Source organism: Nocardia sp. NPDC057668, from assembly GCF_042799795.1.
GTDB lineage: Bacteria > Actinomycetota > Actinomycetes > Mycobacteriales > Mycobacteriaceae > Nocardia.
The window spans coordinates 63,323-82,286 of the sequence record NZ_JBHVIC010000005.1 but is presented as its reverse complement, the minus strand read 5'-3'; the positions used below and the strand labels follow the sequence as shown (position 1 = coordinate 82,286).

Genomic DNA, 18,964 nt, shown 5'->3' with positions numbered 1-18,964 from the left:
ACTCTTCGCCGAGGTCATCCGGTAATTAACCGATTACTTATCTGGAGAGCGCAGGTACAGATGACGAAACCAGCCGAACCACGAGATGCCGATGCGACGCGCCGTCGAATTCTCGACGCTGCCACAATCGAGTTCGCTGCCTTCGGCCTGGCCGGCGCTCGCACCGCTCGCATTGCCGAGGCGGCGCGCTCGAATCCCCGCATGCTCTACGCCTACTACGGCAGCAAGAATGCCCTGTTCGCCGCGGTTCTGAATCACCATGCGGCGGCGCACACGACGATCCCCTTCGATGTCGAGGATCTACCCCGCTACGCCCAGTGCCTCTTCGATCACTATCGCGCTGCTCCGCACCTGGCACGCCTGCTGCTCTGGCAGTCTCTCGAACGCTCCGACCTCACGAATGCCTCCCCCGCTCTCCGGGCCGCTACCGAGCACAGGATCGCCGCGATCGAATACGCACAATCCACCGGCCATGTCACTCTCGCGGTCCCGGCCGCCTCCCTCCTGGATCAGATCCACACCCTCGCCCGCGCCGATGCCACGGACTCCACACTCTCGTCCCGGCGAACAGCCGACCAACGCCACGAATTGGCCCTCGCCGTCGGCGCTCTGATCGACCCGCGCCGTGTTGCGGTCACCACCGCGTGATGTCGCTGGGATTGCGCTGCATCATCACATGTGCCAACCCGTCTGAATGGAATTGCGCTGTGTCGCAGTAGAAGTCGATCTTCCACACCGGCGATCCGGTAGCCGATTCGATGCCCGGTTTTCTGTCGCCCCCGGCTGTTAGCTTTCTGCGTGTTCGCCTCCGCGAACGAATTTTATTGCTGGAACGCAGGAGATCTACGCATGGCATCTGCTCGTGTACGCCGGGCGAGCGCCGGAGCCGTCCTCATGGCGGCTATGGCCACGGCGGCCGGTTTCGCCGCCACGCCCGCGACGGCCGGATTGACCACGATCACGGTGTCCGACAACGATATCCGTGTCGGTCGGCCGATTACGGTCACGGTGCACTGCGAGGTTCGCAGCACCGTCGCCGTCGCCATCGATGTCGATCCCTATTCGGCCGAACCGGGTGACATCCTCGAGGGCCGGGCGGTCGCACCGGATGAGAATCTGCTGGCCACCGTGCAGTGGACGCCGGCCACGGCCGGGACCCACACGATTCAGGCCTACGGTTGCGCGCTCGGTTCGCCGCCGGACTACCGCCCGCCGACCTCGACTCTCACCGTGACCGTGCAGGCCGCGCTGCCCACCGTGCCCGCGTGGCAGCAGGGTGCGGTCTACAACGTGGGTGACGTCGTCACTTTCGACGGTGCGCAGTATCGGGCGATTCAGGCGCACACCGCGCACGATGCCGGGTGGACTCCCGCCGCGACGCCCGCACTCTGGCAAAAGTTGCCCGCGGCCGGCGGACCGGCCGTCTCGGCCTGGGCTCAGGGGCTGGCGTACAACGCCGGTGATGTGGTCACTTTCGACGGTGCGCAGTATCGATGCCTGCAGGCGCACACCGCCCATGATGCCGGATGGACTCCGGCAGCGACTCCCGCTCTGTGGCAACGACTCTGAGCGCGTCTCACTGAGCCGTGCTCGTCCTCGATGTCCGGGGCCGGGCACGGCTCGAACCCGGGCAGTGCGCTTTCCCGGAGGGTCCGACCACCCTCGGCGCACTCGTCGCCGCCGAAATGCGGAGGCCCGAGCGGTGTCCCGCCTGGCAGACTCGGGCGCATGGGTGACTGGGAAGTGGTGACCGTCGGGTGTAGTGACGCCGTCGTACGACGCAGTGCCGATGGCAGCCGTTTCGACAAGACGGCTACGACGGCCGCCGCGCGGGCGGAGTTGGTGGATGAGCGGGACCGGCTGCTGTGGCTGGAGAGCATCGGGGTGGGTGCGCCGCGGGTGCTGGACTGGCGTGCGTGGGAGGGTGGAGCGACGCTGGTCAGTTCGACGCTGGCGGGGATTCCGGCGAGCGATGTTCCCGGAGACCGGGCTGCGGCGGCGGTCGAGGTGCTCGTCGAGTTCTCGCGGACGTTGCACGCGTTGCCCATTGGTGAATGCCCGTTCGATCGCACGCTGGCGGTGACCGTTCCGGCCGCGGCGGCGAATGTCGCGGCGGGGCTGGTCGACGAGGACGATTTCGATGGTGAGCGTGAAGGTTTCACCGCGGCAAAGCTATTGGGCGAGTTGGAGGGTGATCGTGCCCGGGCCGAGGTGCTCGAAGCCGCCGATCTCGTGGTCTGCCACGGTGACTTCTGCCTGCCGAACGTTCTCCTCGATCCGCAAACCCTCACGGTGACAGGCATTCTCGACGTCGGCCGGCTGGGGATCGCCGATCGTCACCTGGATCTGGCGCTGCTCACCCGATCGGTGGCGGACCCCGATCTCAATCCCGCCTACGGTGCGGAACTGGCGGAGTGGGTCGCCGATCGCACCGGCGCGGACCCCTGGCGGCTCGACTACTACCGCCTGCTCGACGAGTTCTTCTGAGCGCGGATATCGACCGTCTCCGACTCGGTCGCGCCGATCCCGGGTCTGCCCGTGGCGCTGATCCGGCATCCCCGCTGCGCGAGGGTCCCGCAGATCCCGGCGCCCACCCACCGGCGACCCCGCTCGCTCGGATTTTGCGGACCCGCATTCCCGCAGTACAACAGCGCCTCCGCGTGTCGCCGCGAAAACCCGTTAATAGCTGACTGATTGCCGCAGCCCCTGCGTCCCCGGTCGCCGGGTGAACGGGACGTTCCCGCCACGGTTTCATCAGGTAAAGCACGGCTTTCGGGACTGTCGGCCCGGGGACGACGGGTGCACTATGGACCCATGGCCGGAGTCGAAATCAACGACACCTTCGTCCGGCGCACGCTGGCCAACGGACGGGTGGAAGAGGTCGCGTGGACCGAGTTGGCCGAGGTGCGCATCATTACGACGGCGGATGGACCGTTCGCCGAAGATGTGTTCTTCGTGCTGATCGGAGCCACGGGTAAGGGCTGTGTCGTGCCGCATTCCGCGGCCGACACCGGCTTCCTCGCGCGACTACAGGCGCTCCCCGGCTTCGACAACGAGAAGGTGATCGAGGCCATGATGAGCGTGGCCGACCGCCAGTTGCTGGTGTGGCGGCGGCCGGAGTCCTCGGGTGGCGGCTATCGCGCGAATTAGCCGACCAGATCGGCGTATTCGGGATGCTCGGCGATGTACTTCTCGACGTACCAGCAGGTGGGGATGACCGAGAAGCCCTCCGCGCGTGCGTCGTTCAGTGCGTATTCGACGACCTGTGCGGCGACGCCGCGGCCGCGGAACTCCGGGAAGGTGAGTGTGTGCTGGATATCGCGGACCTTGCGATCGCCGGTGGTGCTCTCCGCGTAGTCGGCGTAGCCCGCGAGGGTGTCGTCGAGGTAGATCTCGTAGCGCGTGGCGTCGGCGTTGTGTTCCAGCCTGGTACTCATGGTCGGTGTGAACTCCCTTGTCGTGCGGATTGTTCCGGCCGGCGGTTCAGAGCACGGCTCCCGGGTTGAGTATCCCGTGCGGATCCAGGGCTTGTTTGATGCGCCGAGTGAGTGCCATCACATCGGGTCCGACCTGATCGGGCAGCCAGTCCTTCTTCAGCCGCCCGACGCCGTGTTCCCCGGTGATGGTGCCGCCCAGCGCGATGGCCAGGTCCATGATCTCGCCGAAGGCCAGCTGGGCGCGCGCGGCTTCGTCGGCGTCGTTGGGGTCGTGCACGATGAGCGGATGGGTGTTGCCGTCGCCCGCGTGCGCGATGACCGAGATGAGAACGCGGCGTTCGCGCGCGATATCGGCCACGCCGGTGATGAGTTCTCCGAGCCGCGGCAGTGGCACGCCCACGTCCTCGAGCAGTAGCGGTCCCTTGCGCTCCACGGCCGGGATGGCGAAGCGCCGCGCGGCGCAGAAGGCCTCGCCCTCGTCCGGATCGTCGGTGCGGAAAGCCTCGGTGGCGCCGGCCTTCTCGCAGGCGGCGAGCATGATGTCCGCTTCGTGTCCGGCGTGTTCACCGGGTGCGTCCGAGCGTGCCACCAGCAATCCCGCCGCGTCCCGGTCCAGGCCCATGCGGAGTTCGTCCTCGACGGCGTTCACCGCGACGGCGTCCATGAATTCGAGCATCGACGGCCGCAGTGCGCCGGTGATGGCGAGAATCGCGTCGGTGGCCGCGGTGAGGGTGGGGAAGGTGGCCACCACCGTCGATTGCGGCGGCTGCGCGGGCAGGAGTCGGAGCGTGAGTTCGGTGATGATGCCGAGTGTGCCCTCGCTGCCCACGAAGAGTTTGGTGAGCGAGAGCCCGGCGGAGTCCTTGAGTCGCGGTCCGCCCAGCCGCACCGCGGTCCCGTCCGCGAGCACCACTTCCATGCCGAGCACGTAATCGGTGGTGACGCCGTACTTCACGCAGCACAGTCCGCCCGCGTTGGTGGCCGCGTTGCCGCCGATCGAGCAGATCTCGAACGAGGACGGGTCCGGTGGATACCACAGTCCGTGCTCGGCCACGGCTCGTTTGACCTCGGCGTTCAGCAGGCCAGGCTGCACGATCGCGGTCCGCGTGACCGCGTCGACGGTGATGTCGCGCATTTTCTCGGTGCTGAGCACGAGCGCCCCGTGCTGCGCGGTGGCTCCGCCGGACAACCCGGTCCCCGCTCCACGCGGCACGATCGGCACGCCCTTTTCCTGCGCCCATCGCACCACGGTCGCAACCTGTTCGGTGGTCAGCGGCCGCACCAGGGCCAGCCCGATCCCGGCGTTCGGGTCGAAGGCCCGGTCCTGCCGGTATCCCGCCAGCACGTCGGGGTCGGTCACGACCATCCCCTCGGGCAGCAGGGATCGCAGCGAATCGAGGTCGACGCCAGAGCTGTTCGGTTCCACCCTCAGAAACTACGTGTATCGCCAGAATCGGGCACCCGATACGGACCGATGTCGCGTTGCGAGTGTCGCTGACCCGCGCGGCGGCGGGCCTGCCATCCCGCCCGATTCGGACGTCGATGCGCCGAGGTCAGGCGGTAACCGGCACGCGGCGAGCGCCCTCGAGATCCCGCCCGGGTTTGGCGCTCGCCCGCCACACCGTGAGCACGGTCATCAGCCCGAACGCCCCGAGTCCGGTCAGCGTGCGCAGCGCGTGGAACAGATCCCAGCGCGCGAGGATCTCGGCGTAGTCGGCGGGCGCACCGGTCAGCGCCCATTCGTTGATCCGGTGATTGATCGGCACATTGCCCAGTCGCGTGATCGCGAACGATGCCGTCACCAGCGCCGTCGCGCCCGCCGCGAGCCGCCGGTCCCGCCCGCGCGCGAGCCATGCGAGCGTGAGACAGCTCAGCGCCGCGGCGGCCATGGTGGCCTGCATGCTGATGCTGTTCATTTTCATCAGCTCGGTGTGGAACTCCAGCCGCATCTGCAGCGGCACCCGGTGGAACGTGGGCGCGAGATTGACCGCGCCGTAGCCGAAAGCCCCGGCGAGCAGTCCGGTGGACAGCAGTGCGACGGTCCGTACGAGTCGATGCGACACGAAATCTCCTGGGGCGCTGACGAAGCGGAGCGCGTGCCGCCGCTGTCGTATAATTCTGACAACGCTGTAAAGGTTAAGCCGCCATCGACAACTTTGACAAGGGAGTAAGAGTTTGTCCGCTGTATCCGAGCCCCGCCGCCGCGCCGATGCCGAGCGCAGTCGCGCCGCCATCCTCGACGCCGCCCTCGCCCTGCTGCCGGATCAGCCCGGCGCGGGCATGTCGGCGATCGCCGCGGCCGCCGGCGTGAGCAGGCAAACCATCTACGCGCACTTCCCCTCTCGCGACGACCTGCGCGTCGCCGTCGCCGATCGCCTCGCCGCCACGACGGCCGCCGCCATGTCCGACGCCGATCTCACCGCGGGCTCGCCCACCGCCGCCCTGCTCCGGGTGCTCGACATCAGCTGGCGCGCTTTCGAAGCCAACACCCCCGTCATGCGCAACCTCGGCCCCGTCGCCCCCAAAGACGGCTACGCCCGCCACATCCCGGTCACGGACCATCTGCTCCCGCTCCTGCGCCGCGGCCTCGACTCCGGCGAATTCACCTGCGGCACAACCCCGGAATGGCTCGCGACCGCCATCGTCACCGTGGGCGCCGCCGCCAAGCAGGAGGTGAAGTCCGGCCGCATGACCCGCCCGGAAGCCGAAGCGGCCCTGCGCGAGAGCGTCCTGCGCCTCGCGGGAGCGCCCGCCCCCGGTACGTGACCCCCACCCGAGTACCAACACCACCCCGCGAACGACGATGGCCCGCACCCCTCATCGGGTGCGGGCCATCGGTTGCCTTGCGGGCGTAGGGAATCCCCTACAGCTGCTTCAGCTCCTCGGTCACCGAGCTGACCGACTTCTTCGCGTCACCGAACAGCATGGAGGTGGTGTCCGCGTAGAACAGTGGGTTGTCGATGCCGGCGAAGCCGGAGTTCATCGAGCGCTTCAGCACGATGACCGACTTGGCCTTGTCGACGTCCAGCACCGGCATGCCGTAGATCGGCGAGGAGGCATCCTCGCGCGCAGCCGGGTTGGTGACGTCGTTCGCGCCGATGACCAGGGCGACATCGGTGCGGCTGAACTCGCCGTTGATGTCGTCCATTTCCTTCATGGCGTCGTACGAGACCTCGGCCTCGGCCAGCAGCACGTTCATGTGGCCGGGCATACGACCGGCGACGGGGTGAATCGCGTACTTGACCTCGACGCCCTTGGCCTCGAGCAGCGCCGCCATCTCCTTGACCGCGTGCTGCGCCTGCGCGACGGCCATGCCGTAGCCGGGCACCACGATGACCTGGTTGGCGTAGGCCATCTGGATCGCCGCGTCGGCCGCGGAGGTGGCCTTGGCCTGCTTCTGCTCGCCACCGGCGCCACTGGGCGCGGTGCCGCCGCCGCCGAAGCCACCGGCCACGATGGCCGGGATCGAGCGGTTCATGGCCTTGGCCATGAGGTTGGTCAGAATCGTGCCGGACGCGCCGACGATCATGCCCGCCACGATCATGGCGGTGTTGTTCAGCGCCAGACCCGCGGCCGCGGCCGACAGGCCGGTGAGCGCGTTGAGCAGCGAGATCACGACCGGCATGTCCGCGCCGCCGATGGGCAGCACGACCATCAGGCCGAGAATGCCCGCGAGCACGAGCACCAGGATCATCCAGTACTGCGGCACACCGTCTTTGGTCGCGCCGATGCCGATGACCACCGCGCCGGCGATAGCGCCGAGCAGCAGCAGCAGGTTCAGCGGCTGCTGCAGCTTGCCGATGCCGATCGGGCGGCCCGGCAGGGTCTCCTGCAGCTTCAGGAACGCGATGATCGAGCCCCAGAAGGAGATCGAGCCGATGATGGCCGCGAAGAGCGAGCCGATCACGATGTGCACGGTCGGCTCTTCGCCGTGCTTGAACGCGGAAAAGCCGGTGGTGTCGATGAATTCGGCCCACGCGATGAGCGCCACGGTGCCACCGCCGACGCCGTTGAACGCGGCGACCAGCTGGGGCATGGCGGTCATCTTGGTGAAGCGGGCCGGGGGCACGCCCAGGCCGATGCCGACCACGAGACCGGCGACGATGATGATCCAGTTGCTGGTGTCGCGAATCGAGATGAAGGTCGCGATGACCGCGATGACCATGCCGATCGCGGCGATCCAGTTGCCGCGCACCGCCGTCTTCGGGCCCGTCAGGCCCATGAGGCCGTAGATGAAGAGCGCGAACGAGACGATGTAGAGAATATTGACGAGATTGTCCATGGCTACTTACCGGCCTTCTCGGTCGCGGCGGGCTTCTTGGCCTTGAACATGCCGAGCATGCGGTCGGTGACCACGAAGCCGCCGACCACGTTCAGCGTGCCGAAGACGACCGCGACGAACAGGATGATCTGCATGAGGATCGAGGGGTCCTCGACCTTGCCGAACACCACGAGCGCGCCGAGCACGACGATGCCGTGAATGGCGTTGGTGCCCGACATCAGCGGTGTGTGCAAGGTGTTGGGCACCTTGGAGATGACGGCGAAGCCGACGAACCCGGATAGCACCAGGATCGCGATGTTCGCGAGAAGTTCGGTGTACATCAGGCTTCCTTCTCACGCGTGACGCAGGAGTCGGCCAGCACCTGATCGCTGAAATCGGGGGCCAGGGCGCCGTCCTTCAGCATCAGTTCCAGCAGGGCCGAAATGTTCTTGGAGTACAGCTCCGAGGCGTGCTCGGGCATGGTCGCCGGCAGGTTCAGCGGCGAGCAGATCGTGACGCCGTGGCGCACAACGGTTTTGCCGGGCTCGGTGAGCTCGCAGTTGCCGCCGGTCTCGCCCGCCATGTCGATGATGACGCTGCCGGGCTTCATGCCCTCGACGGCGGCGGCGGTGACCAGGCGCGGTGCGGGACGACCCGGAACGAGCGCGGTGGTGACGACCACGTCGAATCCCTTGATGGCGTTCTCCAGCGCGGCCTGCTGCTGCTCTTTCTCCTCGTCGGTGAGTTCGCGGGCGTACCCGCCCTCACCGGCGGCGTCGATGCCGAGGTCGAGCCACTGCGCGCCGACCGAGCGCACCTGATCGGCGACCTCGGGACGGACGTCGTAGCCGGTGGTCCGGCCGCCGAGGCGCTTGGCGGTGGCCAGGGACTGCAGTCCGGCCACGCCGACGCCGAGCACGAGCACGGTCGCGGGCTTCACTGTGCCCGCGGCGGTGGTGAGCATCGGGAAGAAGCGCGTCGATTCCGACGCGGCCAGCAGCACGGCCTTGTAGCCGGCGACGTTGGCCTGCGAGGACAGCGCGTCCATGACCTGGGCGCGGGAGATACGCGGAATCGCCTCGACGGCGAACGCCTGGACGCCGGCCGCCTTGAGCGCACCGATCTTGGTGTCGGCGTTGCGGGGCGCGAGGAAGCCGATGAGGGTCTGCCCGCTGGAGAGCTTGGCGATCTCGGCGTCGTTCGGCGGCGCGACCTTGACGATCACATCGGCCGACCACGGATCGCCCACGGTGGCGCCCGCTTCGACGTAAGCTTCATCCGGGATGAGCGCGCCCAGTCCGGCCCCGGCCTCGACGATCACTTCCACGCCCTGCTTCAGCAGGGAGGGAATGATCTTCGGCACCAATGCGACGCGGCGTTCGTCCGAGTTCGTCTCTCGAACCACGCCGACGCGTGCACCGCGGGGCGCAGCCGTCTGTGCGCTCTGCGTTGTGTCCACTGTCAATCTTCCTTCTCGATGATGAACCGGGACCATCGTTGTGCAGGTGATGGGCCGGTCACCGGTCCAAACGGTGAGGCCGAACTTACTGACAAGTAAGTTCGTGAGAATTCTCGCAACTGTACCTGGTCCGGCGTGAGCGTAGCGGAGATAGCGATCACATGGTGTTGCTAGAAACGCTCACCCGGCAATCGTCCGCAAGCCCGCTACCGGCCACAAGTACGCACGACGGTGTTTGCTACTTACTGGTAGGTGTGTTTCCAGTTGGGGCGAACGGTGTCTGCGAATGGGGTGTCGCGGCTCACTCGTACGCCGTAATGTCTGGCGGGTGAGTGGCTGTATCTTCTGCCGGATCGTGGCGGGGTCCGATCCCGCGACCAAGATATTCGAAGACGACCTCCTGCTGGCGTTCCTCGACATCCGGCCCATCACGCGGGGCCACACGCTGGTGATCCCCAAGTCGCACGCGACCGACCTGACCGAGCTCGACCCCGCGCTGGGCGCGAAGGTGTTCGAATTCGGGCATCGGCTCGCGAAAGCGGTGCGCCGCAGCGATCTCGGGGCCGACGGCGCCAATCTGGTGCTCAACGACGGCAAGGCCGCCTTCCAGACCGTGCATCACGTGCACCTGCACGTCGTGCCCCGGCGCAAGGGCGACACCCTGACGTTCGCGAAGGGTTTCGTCATGCGCCGCCCGCACGACAGGGAGGCCACCGCCGCGGCCATCCGGGCGGGGCTGGAGCGGCTGACCGCGGAGGAAAGGGAAACCAGCGCATGACCGACACGGTGCCCGACCACACCCTCCGCGCGGCCACCGCGCCCGCCCAGTGGGACGCCGGCACCCGGCCAGTGGACGGGCGCCGCCCGCGGCGCAATGCCCTGGTCCGCGGCCTCGACAGCGCCTGCTGAGGCCCGGTGCGACTCTTTCTGTCCAGCTATCGGTTCGGCGCGCACGCCGATCGGCTGCTCGCCATGATCGGTGAGCCCGGCCGGGTGGCGGTCATCGCCAATGCCTGCGACGCCTGGCCCTCGGCCTGGCAGAGCGCGGTCACCAGTGATCTGTTTCCGTTGCGCCGCATGGGCTTCGCGCCCGAGGTGGTGGACCTGCGCGAATACGTCGGCCGCGCCGCGGCCCTGGAGCGCGCGCTGACCGGTTTTCCGCTGGTGTGGGTGCGCGGCGGCAATACCTTCGTGCTGCGCGCCCAATTCGCCCGCAGCGGAGCCGATGTCGTCCTGACCCGACTGCTCGAGCGCGACGCGCTGGTCTACGCCGGCTACAGCGCGGGCGCGTGCGTCATGACCCCGGACCTGCACGGGCTGGAGTCCATGGACGATCCGGGGGAGGTGGGCACGGCCTGCGGGGTGGAGCCGCGCTGGGACGGACTGGGCCTGGTGGACCGGCCGATCGTTCCGCACCTGGATTCGCCCACGGATCCGGACGGGCTGTCCCGCAAGCTGGTTCGCGACTATCTGGCCGCCGGCACACCGCACTGGGCGCTGACCGACGATCACGTGGTCGTGGTGGACGGTGAACGCACCGAGGTGCTGACCTAGATCGCATCGGAGTCTCGGTCCGGGCCGGCGGCGCGGGTTCGGCCCGGCCCGGACGAAAGGGCGCGTGCCCGGTCGATGACCGAACACGCACCGTGACCGCTACTCGCCCTTGTGCCGCAGTCCGTGTCCGAGCGCCACGGCCGAGGCCGCGAACGCGCCGATCGACAGCACCGCGAAGCTCGCCACGTAGGCGCCGACGCTGGGCGCGTGGGTGCCCGCCATGACGTGCGCGGAAAGGATGGACGCGGTGACCGCGCCCGCGATGCTGCCGCCGGCGGTGCGCACCAGGGAGTTGATGCCCGAGGCGATGCCGCTCTCGCTCATGGCGACGTGCTGCACCGCGAGGGTGCCCAGGGCCGCGTAGCCGATGCCGAACCCGGTGCCCTGCAGGACATTCGCGATGATCATGTCGTAGCCGTGATCGTGCGAGAAGGTCAGCCAGCCCATCGAGAGTCCGGCGAAGGCCGAGCCGATGGCCAGGGTGTACGCCGGGCCGATCTTGGCGGCGATGCGGCCGGTGCGGAAGGAGAAGAAGGTCATCAGCGCCGAGCTGGGGATGCCGTACAGGCCCACCGCGAGCACGGAACCGGACAGGCCGTAGCCGACCTTGTCGGCGGGGGTCTGGATGAAATTCGAGATGAGCGTGAAGGATCCGAACATCGAGAAGCCCAGCAGCGCCGAGGCCAGGTTCGCCGAGAGCGACTGCGGGCCGACCAGCAGCTGCAGGCGCACCAGCGGCTGCTCGACCTTCAACTCGACGAACACCCAGATCACCGCGAGCACGATGGCCGCGCCGAACAGTGCCAGCACCGAGCCCGAACCCCAGCCCCAGCGCGGGCCCTCGCTGATCGCGAGCAGCAGCGAGACGAGCAGTCCGGCGAGCAGGGCCGCGCCGATGTAGTCGGGCTTGCCGCCGTGTCGCACGCCGTTGTTCTTGGCGCTCACCTGGATCAGGACGGTGGCGACCACGCCGAGGGCGGCGGTCAGCCAGAACACCGGGTGCGGATCGGTGGTGTGATCGGCGATGACGCCGGTGATGAGCAGGCCGACGGTGCCGCCGACGCCCATGGTGCCGGACACGACGCCGATCGCGCCGACCAGTCGCTCCCGCGGGAACGTGTCGCGAATGATGCCGATGGCCAGCGGGATCATGGCCGCCGAGATGCCCTGGAGTGAGCGGCCGACGATGTAGACGCCGAGCGTGGTGGCGAAGGCGCAGATCACCGACCCCGCGATGAGCACGCCCATGGTGATCATGACCATGGGCTTCTTGCCGTACATGTCGCCGAAGCGCGCGAGCAGGGGAGTGGCGACCGCGCCGGTGAGCAGCGAAGCGGTGAACAGCCAGGTGACGCCGGCGACGTCGGTGTTCAGCTGCACGATCATGCGCGGCAGCAGCGGGATGACCACGGTCTGCTGCAGCGAGACGACCAGACCGGCCGCGCACAGCGCGAGCAGGGTCAGGCCGAGATGCGCCGGCTGCTTGTCCGGGACGGGGTTCGTCGCGGCAGCGGGGATGCTCCCACCGCCCTGACCGACTGCGGTCGAAGTCATGCCTGATCCTTTTTGTATTACTTACCAAAATTAAGTAAATGGGTTTCGTAAGATAACCACATGCCGCCGCCGGAAGCCATCTCCCCCCACGAGGTTGACGAGGGTCACATCGTGGAACTCGAGCGTGCGCTGGCCCGCGTCGCCTATCTGCTGACCCGGGTCCGCCGCCACGACCGGGCCATGCACGAGTGCGGCCTCACCATGGATCGCGCCAGCGTCCCGCTGCTGCGCGTGCTCGTCGACGCCGAGGAGCCCATGCGCCTCGGTGAACTCGCCACCCGCCTGGATGTGGAGGCTCCGCACGTGAGCCGCCAGATCCAGCGCCTGGAGAAGTCCGGCCACGTAGAACGGGTCCCCGATCCGGACGACCGCCGCGCCCAGCGCGTACGCCCCACCCCCAAGGCCCGCGAGGCCGTGGAGGCGATCCGCGTGGTCCTGCGCGGCTGGATGCGAGAAGCCCTGTCCGACTGGACTTCCGAGGACCTGAAGGCCCTGGCCGTTCTCAACCACCGGATGGTCGACGACTTCCTCGACCACGCGGAACAGATAGGCGATCTGACCCCGGCCGTCCGCCCCCGCTGATCCGCTCCACCGCGGGGCGAGTGCGGCTACGGTCGGATCGTGAGAAGTGCGCCGCGCGTGGCCGATCGGATCATGCCGACGCTGGTGATCGTGGTCGGCGTCGCGGTGTTCGCGGTGTTTCTCGTGGCGAGCCTGGGCATCCTCGGGCTGATCGTCGGCCCCTCGCACCCGGATTGCGCGAGGCTGCCCACCGAGGTGGGGCCCTGTGGGATAGGGGAGAAGTTCCGGGTCTTCAGCTATCTGGCGGTGCCGATCTGGTTGCTCACCGCCTTGTGCCTGCTACTGCTCCTGTCCGGAATTCGACTGATTCGGCGGCGCTGATCCGGCGACCGCGCGAGCGCCCCAGCCGCACAGCAGTAGTGCGAGCAGCGGGACGACCATCGCGGTGGTGAGGGGCACCAGCTGGGTGAGCCAGCCGATGATCGCGGGGCCGGCGAGCAGGCCCACGTAGCCGAGGCCGAAGACGCGGGACATGTCGGTCGCGGATGTGGATGAGCCGAGATTGCCCGCGGCGGTGAAGACCTGGGGGACGCCGCCCGCGAGGCCGATGCCGCACAGGGCCCAGCCGAGGATGGTCAGGGGGAGCCAGCCGGACAGGGTGATCAGCGCGAATCCCGCTGCGGCCAGCAGGGTTCCCCAGCGCAGGACCGCCACCGGGCCGAACCGGCCGGCGACCCGGTCCGCGCCGAAGCGGCCCGCGGTCATGGTCGCGGAGAAGGCGGCGAAGGCCAGGCCCGCCGTGCCGACCTCCACGTCGAGGCGGTCCCGCAATTGCAGCGCGCTCCAATCCGCCGCCACCCCTTCGGCCATGAGCAGCACGAAGGCTATGCCGCCCAGCGCCAGTACCTTGCGGGTCGCGCTCGCGCGCCCGGCCGAAGCGTGGCCGCCGGGCCCGGCCGAGGCGTGCTCGACCTGCCCGCCCGCCGCGATCCCCGGGCCGTCCGGGTCTGTGCCGTCCCGTGTCGTCGCGTCCGCCGTCCCCGCGGTGTCCAAGGTGGCCCCGGCCGCCGCGGAGCCGGGCGGGATGTCCGGTACGGGCTCGGTCCGCTGTGCGCCAGCCGAATTCGACGCGGCGGGGGTGCCGGCCAGCAGGCGCGGCGCGCACACCGCGACCATGACGAGGCCGAACCCCGACGCCGCCAGGAACGTGGTGTGGATGTTCCAATCGGCTCGCTGTGCGGCCGCCCCAGCGAGCGAGCCCGCCAGTCCGCCGAGCGAGAACAGGGCGTGGAAAGCCGCCATGATCGGGCGGGCGTAGGCGCGTTCCACCTGCACGGCCTGCGCGTTCATCGACACGTCGAGCATGCCGTTGCCGAAACCGTAGGCCACCAGGGCGAGTGCGAGGGTCAGCGGTGAGGTGGCGAACGCCAGGCCGGGCAGGGTCAGGGACAGCAGGGTGGCCGCAGTGGCGGTGAGGGTGCGGCTGCCCAGTCGGTCGGCGAGTGGTCCGGCGGTCTGCATGCCCACGATGGCGCTGGCGGCCATCAGCAGGATGAGCATGCCCAGCAGGCTGTGCGAGACGCCCGTGCGTTCGGAGACCGCCGGAATGTGCACGATCCAGATGGCCGAGAGCAGACCGTTCAGCCCGAACACCACGAACAGCGCGGCGCGTGCGATTCGAATCGGGGGAGAGGGCGACGCAGCGACCATTGGTACGACGCTACCGGCACAACCGGCAGCTCCCCGTGACCCCGGCGATCGCGGCTTCGTCGACACTCCCGGCCGGGCTTCGAATCAGGACCGGATCCGGGTTCCGAATCCGATGAACTACAACCTGTTTCGTCTCAATTGTAGGCCCGGGCACCGACAGATTTACCCCGCGCTGTGACCGAGAAGACACCGGAAACCGCCACGTCGCGGGCATACTCGGCGAAATCCCGGGGTTCGCGGCCCAGCGCCCGGCGCACCCCGTCCGCGGGCCGGGAGTTCCGCCCGTCCAGCAGCACCCCGAACAGATAGTCCAGCAGGCTGATCTCCGCGCCCGGCACGCCGCGCATGCTCAGCGCCGCAATGTATTCCAGGCGCGAGACGGAGGTGAACGACAACTCTCGCCCGCATGCCGCGCCGAGCTCGGCCACCGCCTCGGCGAAGGACAGTGCGCGCGGGCCGGTCAGCTCGTACACCTGCCCGTCGTGCCCATCCGCGGTCAGCGCCGCCACCGCCACGTCGGCGATGTCGTCCGCGTGCACGAAGGGTTCGGGCACCGGCCCCGCGGGCAACGTCAGTGTCCCGGTGCGCAATTCGCCGGCGAAGATGCCCTCGCTGAAGTTCTGGGCGAAGAACGCGCAGCGCGCGATGGTCCACTCCGGACCCGAATCGCGCACGATCTCTTCGCATTCCAGCGCCTCGGGTTCGGCCCGCCCGGACAGCATGACCACCCGCCGCACCCCGGCCGCGGCGGCTCGCGCGGTGAACGTCTCGAGCGCCGCGGTCGCGCCCGGCATCGCCAGGTCCGGTGCGTAGGCGAGGTAGACAGCGTGCATCCCGTCCAGCGCCGCCGCCCAGGTGCCCCGGTCGTTCCAGTCGAAGGGCGGCTCGCCGTGGCGCGACCCCGCGCGCACCGGAACCCCGAGCGCGGTCAGCCGGGTGCGCACCCGGCTCCCGGTCTTGCCGTTCGCGCCCAGCACTAGAACGGCATTCGTGCTGCTGGGGGAGTCTTTATCCGTCATGGCACCAGTACATCGAGAAGCCCTGAGACTGAACATGGTTGAGAAGCGCCCGCACATTTGCCATCGTCTTGGTATGGATGCGTTGGCCAGCTTGCTCGAAGGACCACGCGCGCGGGCCGCGTTCGTCATGCGATCGTCCTTCGACCCGCCCTGGTCCCTGCGGATCCGGGACGAAGCCCCGCTCACCCTGGTGGCCATGGTGCGCGGCGGCGGCTGGATCGTGCCGGATTCCAAGGGCGGCAAGCAGATCGCGCCCCGCCGGTTGCGCGAGGGCGACATCGCGATCTTCCGCGGTCCGGACCACTACACCGTCGCCGACGACCCGGAGACCGAGCCGCAGGTGATCATTCACCCCGGTCAGATCACCACCACCCCCGACGGCGAGGTGCTCTGCGAGACCCTGAGCCTGGGCATGCGCAGCTGGGGAACCAGCGCCACCGCCGCGAACGTGCTGGTCACCGGCACCTACGAACAGGAGTCCGCGGCCAGTCGCCGGCTGCTGCGCGCGTTGCCGCCCATCGCGGTGCTGGGCCGCGACGAGGTCGACACCCGGGTGCTGGACCTGCTGGTGGAGGAGGCCGCCAAGGATCTGCCCGCCCAGGGGGCCATGCTGGACCGCCTGCTCGACCTGCTGCTCATCGCCACACTGCGGGCCTGGTTCTCCCGGGCCGACGCCCCCGCCTGGTATCACGCCTACGCCGATCCGCTGGTGGGCAAGGCGCTGCGGCTCATGCAGCACAATCCCGCCCACGGCTGGACCGTGGCGTCGCTGGCCGCCGAGGTGGGCGTCTCCCGCGCGGCCCTGGCGCGCCGCTTCACCGAACTGGTCGGCGAGCCCCCGATGGCCTTCCTGACCGATTGGCGCCTGGCGCTGGCCGCGGATCTCCTGCACGAATCCGACGCCACCCTGGAATCGATCGCCCGCCGGGTCGGCTACGGCAGCGCTTTCGCCCTCAGCACCGCCTTCAAACGCCACCACGGCATCAGCCCGCGCGATCACCGCAACGCCACCGATCAGCGCACCGCCTGAGTGCCCGCCGTCTCCCCGGATCGTGCCGCGGTTCGCCACGACTCGGGAGCGGGTCGGTGACGACTCGGCCCCGAGCGTGATTCAGCGCGTCGAGCAGGGCCGATCCGGCGGTTTCGGCCGGGATCCCGGCGGTGCGCGGCAGGATCTCTCCTGTTCACCGTCGGTGGCCGTGAGGCTCTGGCCGAGCCCGCCGTCTGACCTCGCAGCACCGCGCGGCCGCGAAGCCGCGCCGACTTCGGCGAGGACGGGGCCGGCCCGTCGGCCCGGCACACCGTGAGGGGCGCGCCTCGGCCCGAACCCCGCCGTATCGCCCGGCGCGGAAATCCCCTACCGTCCGTGGGGTGACGGATGAGCGATACCCGGTGCTCTGGCCGGTGCCGACCCGCTGGGCGGACAACGACCACTACGGCCACGTGAACAACGTGACCTACTACAGCTACTTCGATACCGCGGTGAACGCGTGGCTCATCCACGCGACCGGAACCGATATCCGGGATCTGCCCGCCATCGGCGTGGTGGCGCAGACCTCGTGCAAGTTCGTCGGATCGATCAGCTTCCCGGATCAGCTCCGCGTGGGCATTCGCATCGCGCGCCTGGGTAATTCGAGCATCAACTACGACCTGGCCATCTTCCGGGAGGCGGGCGGGACGCTGGAGCTGGCGGCCACCGGCACCTTCGTGCACGTCTACGTCGACGAGGTCACTCGCAAGCCGGTCCCGATCCCCGCGGTCATCCGCGAGGCCGCCGAACCCCTCGTGGTCACCTACTCCTAGCCCGGCTCGGCACGCCCGGCGGCTGCGTCGGGCCGGTAGTCGAGTCGCCACGCATCCTGCGGGTCGCGCGTTGGCCGGGGCATCGGCGGCCTGCCTGCCGCCGAGACCTCGGATGGCGGGACGGGCGCGCTGCCCACGTCCTCGCGGTTGCCCGAGCGGATGACCCGCTCGAATCGGCTGCTCGTCCGGTCGTGGATCCGGCGGTGGCGGCTACGCAGCCGCCGCCACCGCCGTGCCCCCGGGTCGCGCATCTACACGCGACCCAGCAGCGTGAGCGGATCCTCCAGCAGCGCGGCGACGGCCGCCAGGAACCGCGACCCCTGTTCGCCGTCGATCATGCGGTGGTCGAAGCTCATGCCGAGCGTGGTCACCCAGCGCACGGCGAGCTCGTCCCGGTGCACCCAGGCCCGTTTGCGGATGGAACCCAGGCACAGGATCGCCGCCTCGCCCGGATTGACCAGCGGCACACCGGCATCCACACCGAACACCCCGACATTCGAGATCGTGAAGGTGCCCCCTGTGAGATCGGCCGGGGTGGCCGTACCGGACCGCGCCAGCTCCGCGACCCGGCCGATGTCCTGGCACAGATCCCGCAGGCTCAGGGCCTGCGCCTCTTTGAGATTGGGCACCAGCAGCCCGCGCGCGGTGGCCACCGCGATGCCGAGATTGACGTAGTGCTTGGTGACGATCTCCTGATCGGCCTCGTTCCAGGTGGCGTTCAGCTCCGGGAATTCGCTCAGCGCCACCAGCGTCGCCTTCGCGACCAGCGCCAGGGGGGTGAGGGTGAGCCCGGCGAAGGTGGGGGTCGCGCGCAGGTGATCGAGCAATTCCATCGACCCGGTGAAATCGGTGGTGACGAAGGCGCTGGCCTGTGGAATGTGCTGTGCGCTGGCGACCATGGCCGCCGCCGTGCGCTTGCGGACACCGGTGATGGGGGTGCGGGTTTCGCGCTCGCCGGGCTGCCTGCCCGGGCCCGCGTCCGGGTTGGGCGGCGTGCCGGGCGGCGCGGTGTGGATCGGAATATGTTCCGCGCCGGGGCTTTGCGCGTGACCGCCGCGCAGATCCCGAGCGGTCACCGCGCCCCCGGGTCCGCTCCCGGCGACCGCGCCCAGATCGACCCCGGATTCGCGGGCCAGCCGGCGCGCGCCGGGGGTGGCCGCGGGCCGGCGGCGGGCCAGACCCTCGTGACCGGTGTCCGGGCCGGAAGCGCCGGTCCCGGTCGCGGCGGCACGGCCCCGGCGCGAGACGGGTTCGCTGTCGGGTCCGTAGCCGACCAGCACGGCCTGGCGGCCGCTCGCCTGTTGCGGCGCAGCGGAATCCGGGACGCCCGCGTCGGCGGCCCCGGAATCCGCGGGGGTTCCGGTCGCCGGCGAGGCCCCGGCTTCGCCCGCCGTCCCGATCCGAATCAACCCGGCCCCCACCGGCACGGTCTCACCGGGCTGTGCGAGCAGCTCCAGCACCGTGCCGGCGTACGGACTCGGTAGCGCCACCTGAGCTTTCGCCGTCTCGACCTCGGCGATGACCTGGTTCAGTTCCACCGCGTCGCCGACTCGCACCGCCCACGACACCAATTCGGCATCGGCCAATCCCTCACCGAGATCGGGCAATTGGAATTCCATGACCTGACGCTGTTCTTCCACCGAGC

The 18,964-nt window shown here is 69.2% G+C and carries 22 protein-coding genes; 12 read left to right on the top strand and 10 right to left on the bottom strand.

Annotated features, from left to right (window positions below):
- The first annotated feature begins 60 nt into the window (after window positions 1-60).
- The 4 genes from ACFVBH_RS27980 to ACFVBH_RS27965 all read left to right on the top strand — a co-directional run bounded on the left by ACFVBH_RS27980 (window position 61) and on the right by ACFVBH_RS27965 (window position 3,150).
- Window positions 61-648, top strand: coding sequence for a TetR family transcriptional regulator (locus tag ACFVBH_RS27980; protein ID WP_379006016.1), 588 nt, complete (start codon window positions 61-63; stop codon window positions 646-648).
- Between the two features lie 201 nt (window positions 649-849).
- Complete coding sequence (locus ACFVBH_RS27975) at window positions 850-1,569, top strand: carbohydrate-binding protein (RefSeq protein WP_379006013.1); 720 nt, start codon at window positions 850-852, stop codon at window positions 1,567-1,569.
- 159 nt (window positions 1,570-1,728) lie between these two features.
- The gene (locus tag ACFVBH_RS27970; RefSeq protein ID WP_379006010.1) at window positions 1,729-2,487 is read left to right on the top strand and encodes an APH(3') family aminoglycoside O-phosphotransferase; all 759 of its coding nucleotides are present in this window, start codon (window positions 1,729-1,731) and stop codon (window positions 2,485-2,487) included.
- A gap of 327 nt (window positions 2,488-2,814) precedes the next feature.
- A complete protein-coding gene (locus tag ACFVBH_RS27965; RefSeq protein WP_354986778.1) occupies window positions 2,815-3,150 on the top strand; it encodes a hypothetical protein in 336 nt (111 codons plus the stop codon).
- On the opposite strand, the gene ACFVBH_RS27960 is transcribed toward ACFVBH_RS27965, so the two are convergent.
- The 3 genes from ACFVBH_RS27960 to ACFVBH_RS27950 form a co-directional block, all read right to left on the bottom strand.
- Window positions 3,147-3,437 carry a GNAT family N-acetyltransferase gene (locus ACFVBH_RS27960; RefSeq protein ID WP_379006007.1) on the bottom strand — a complete coding sequence of 97 codons (291 nt, stop codon included), beginning with the start codon at window positions 3,435-3,437 and terminating at the stop codon, window positions 3,147-3,149. The two genes, ACFVBH_RS27965 and ACFVBH_RS27960, sit on opposite strands and share 4 nt — an antisense overlap.
- A 46-nt stretch (window positions 3,438-3,483) precedes the next feature.
- Window positions 3,484-4,803 carry an FAD-binding oxidoreductase gene (locus tag ACFVBH_RS27955; protein ID WP_379006920.1) on the bottom strand — a complete coding sequence of 440 codons (1,320 nt, stop codon included), beginning with the start codon at window positions 4,801-4,803 and terminating at the stop codon, window positions 3,484-3,486.
- Between the two features lie 187 nt (window positions 4,804-4,990).
- Complete coding sequence (locus ACFVBH_RS27950; RefSeq protein ID WP_379006004.1) at window positions 4,991-5,500, bottom strand: anthrone oxygenase family protein; 510 nt, start codon at window positions 5,498-5,500, stop codon at window positions 4,991-4,993.
- Between the two features lie 112 nt (window positions 5,501-5,612).
- Here ACFVBH_RS27950 and ACFVBH_RS27945 point away from each other — a divergent pair, with 112 nt between their 5' ends.
- Entirely contained in the window at window positions 5,613-6,203 is a 591-nt protein-coding gene (locus ACFVBH_RS27945; protein WP_379006002.1) for a TetR/AcrR family transcriptional regulator, read from the top strand.
- Between the two features lie 97 nt (window positions 6,204-6,300).
- Here the strand turns inward: ACFVBH_RS27945 and ACFVBH_RS27940 are convergent, their stop codons facing one another.
- Genes ACFVBH_RS27940 through ACFVBH_RS27930 form a run of 3 tightly spaced genes read right to left on the bottom strand, consistent with a single transcriptional unit; the run spans window position 6,301 to window position 9,157 of the window.
- Window positions 6,301-7,719 (bottom strand): NAD(P)(+) transhydrogenase (Re/Si-specific) subunit beta, encoded by a 1,419-nt coding sequence (locus ACFVBH_RS27940; protein ID WP_354986782.1) that lies wholly within the window; start codon window positions 7,717-7,719, stop codon window positions 6,301-6,303.
- A gap of 2 nt (window positions 7,720-7,721) precedes the next feature.
- Window positions 7,722-8,039 (bottom strand): NAD(P) transhydrogenase subunit alpha, encoded by a 318-nt coding sequence (locus ACFVBH_RS27935; protein ID WP_354986783.1) that lies wholly within the window; start codon window positions 8,037-8,039, stop codon window positions 7,722-7,724.
- Window positions 8,039-9,157 carry a Re/Si-specific NAD(P)(+) transhydrogenase subunit alpha gene (locus ACFVBH_RS27930; RefSeq protein ID WP_354986784.1) on the bottom strand — a complete coding sequence of 373 codons (1,119 nt, stop codon included), beginning with the start codon at window positions 9,155-9,157 and terminating at the stop codon, window positions 8,039-8,041. Before ACFVBH_RS27930 ends, ACFVBH_RS27935 begins: the two co-directional genes overlap by 1 nt.
- Before the next feature lie 328 nt (window positions 9,158-9,485).
- On the opposite strand from ACFVBH_RS27930, the gene ACFVBH_RS27925 reads away from it, so the two are divergent.
- The 3 genes from ACFVBH_RS27925 to ACFVBH_RS27915 are packed head-to-tail and all read left to right on the top strand — an operon-like array spanning window position 9,486 to window position 10,711.
- A complete protein-coding gene (locus ACFVBH_RS27925) occupies window positions 9,486-9,935 on the top strand; it encodes an HIT domain-containing protein (RefSeq protein ID WP_354986785.1) in 450 nt (149 codons plus the stop codon).
- The gene (locus ACFVBH_RS27920; RefSeq protein ID WP_379005998.1) at window positions 9,932-10,066 is read left to right on the top strand and encodes a hypothetical protein; all 135 of its coding nucleotides are present in this window, start codon (window positions 9,932-9,934) and stop codon (window positions 10,064-10,066) included. The genes ACFVBH_RS27925 and ACFVBH_RS27920 overlap by 4 nt, the downstream gene beginning before the upstream one ends.
- Before the next feature lie 6 nt (window positions 10,067-10,072).
- Window positions 10,073-10,711, top strand: coding sequence for a Type 1 glutamine amidotransferase-like domain-containing protein (locus tag ACFVBH_RS27915; protein WP_379005996.1), 639 nt, complete (start codon window positions 10,073-10,075; stop codon window positions 10,709-10,711).
- 99 nt (window positions 10,712-10,810) lie between these two features.
- On the opposite strand, the gene ACFVBH_RS27910 is transcribed toward ACFVBH_RS27915, so the two are convergent.
- Window positions 10,811-12,265, bottom strand: coding sequence for an MFS transporter (locus ACFVBH_RS27910; protein ID WP_354986788.1), 1,455 nt, complete (start codon window positions 12,263-12,265; stop codon window positions 10,811-10,813).
- Window positions 12,266-12,325: 60 nt separating this feature from the next.
- On the opposite strand from ACFVBH_RS27910, the gene ACFVBH_RS27905 reads away from it, so the two are divergent.
- Together ACFVBH_RS27905 and ACFVBH_RS27900 are read left to right on the top strand one after the other, a co-directional pair.
- A complete protein-coding gene (locus ACFVBH_RS27905) occupies window positions 12,326-12,847 on the top strand; it encodes a MarR family transcriptional regulator (protein WP_354986789.1) in 522 nt (173 codons plus the stop codon).
- Between the two features lie 39 nt (window positions 12,848-12,886).
- A complete protein-coding gene (locus ACFVBH_RS27900) occupies window positions 12,887-13,168 on the top strand; it encodes a hypothetical protein (RefSeq protein WP_379005992.1) in 282 nt (93 codons plus the stop codon).
- On the opposite strand, the gene ACFVBH_RS27895 is transcribed toward ACFVBH_RS27900, so the two are convergent.
- Window positions 13,127-14,497, bottom strand: a complete 1,371-nt coding sequence (locus ACFVBH_RS27895) for an MFS transporter (RefSeq protein WP_379005990.1) — start codon at window positions 14,495-14,497, stop codon at window positions 13,127-13,129. The two genes, ACFVBH_RS27900 and ACFVBH_RS27895, sit on opposite strands and share 42 nt — an antisense overlap.
- A 134-nt stretch (window positions 14,498-14,631) precedes the next feature.
- On the bottom strand, window positions 14,632-15,516 hold the full coding sequence (locus ACFVBH_RS27890; RefSeq protein WP_379005988.1) for an NAD(P)H-binding protein: 885 nt from the start codon (window positions 15,514-15,516) through the stop codon (window positions 14,632-14,634).
- Window positions 15,517-15,589: 73 nt separating this feature from the next.
- Here ACFVBH_RS27890 and ACFVBH_RS27885 point away from each other — a divergent pair, with 73 nt between their 5' ends.
- Together ACFVBH_RS27885 and ACFVBH_RS27880 are read left to right on the top strand one after the other, a co-directional pair.
- Window positions 15,590-16,546 (top strand): AraC family transcriptional regulator, encoded by a 957-nt coding sequence (locus ACFVBH_RS27885; RefSeq protein WP_354986793.1) that lies wholly within the window; start codon window positions 15,590-15,592, stop codon window positions 16,544-16,546.
- Between the two features lie 341 nt (window positions 16,547-16,887).
- A complete protein-coding gene (locus tag ACFVBH_RS27880) occupies window positions 16,888-17,319 on the top strand; it encodes a thioesterase family protein (protein ID WP_354986794.1) in 432 nt (143 codons plus the stop codon).
- 251 nt (window positions 17,320-17,570) lie between these two features.
- On the opposite strand, the gene ACFVBH_RS27875 is transcribed toward ACFVBH_RS27880, so the two are convergent.
- Window positions 17,571-18,938, bottom strand: a complete 1,368-nt coding sequence (locus tag ACFVBH_RS27875) for a dihydrolipoamide acetyltransferase family protein (RefSeq protein WP_379006918.1) — start codon at window positions 18,936-18,938, stop codon at window positions 17,571-17,573.
- Between the last annotated feature and the right edge of the window lie 26 nt (window positions 18,939-18,964).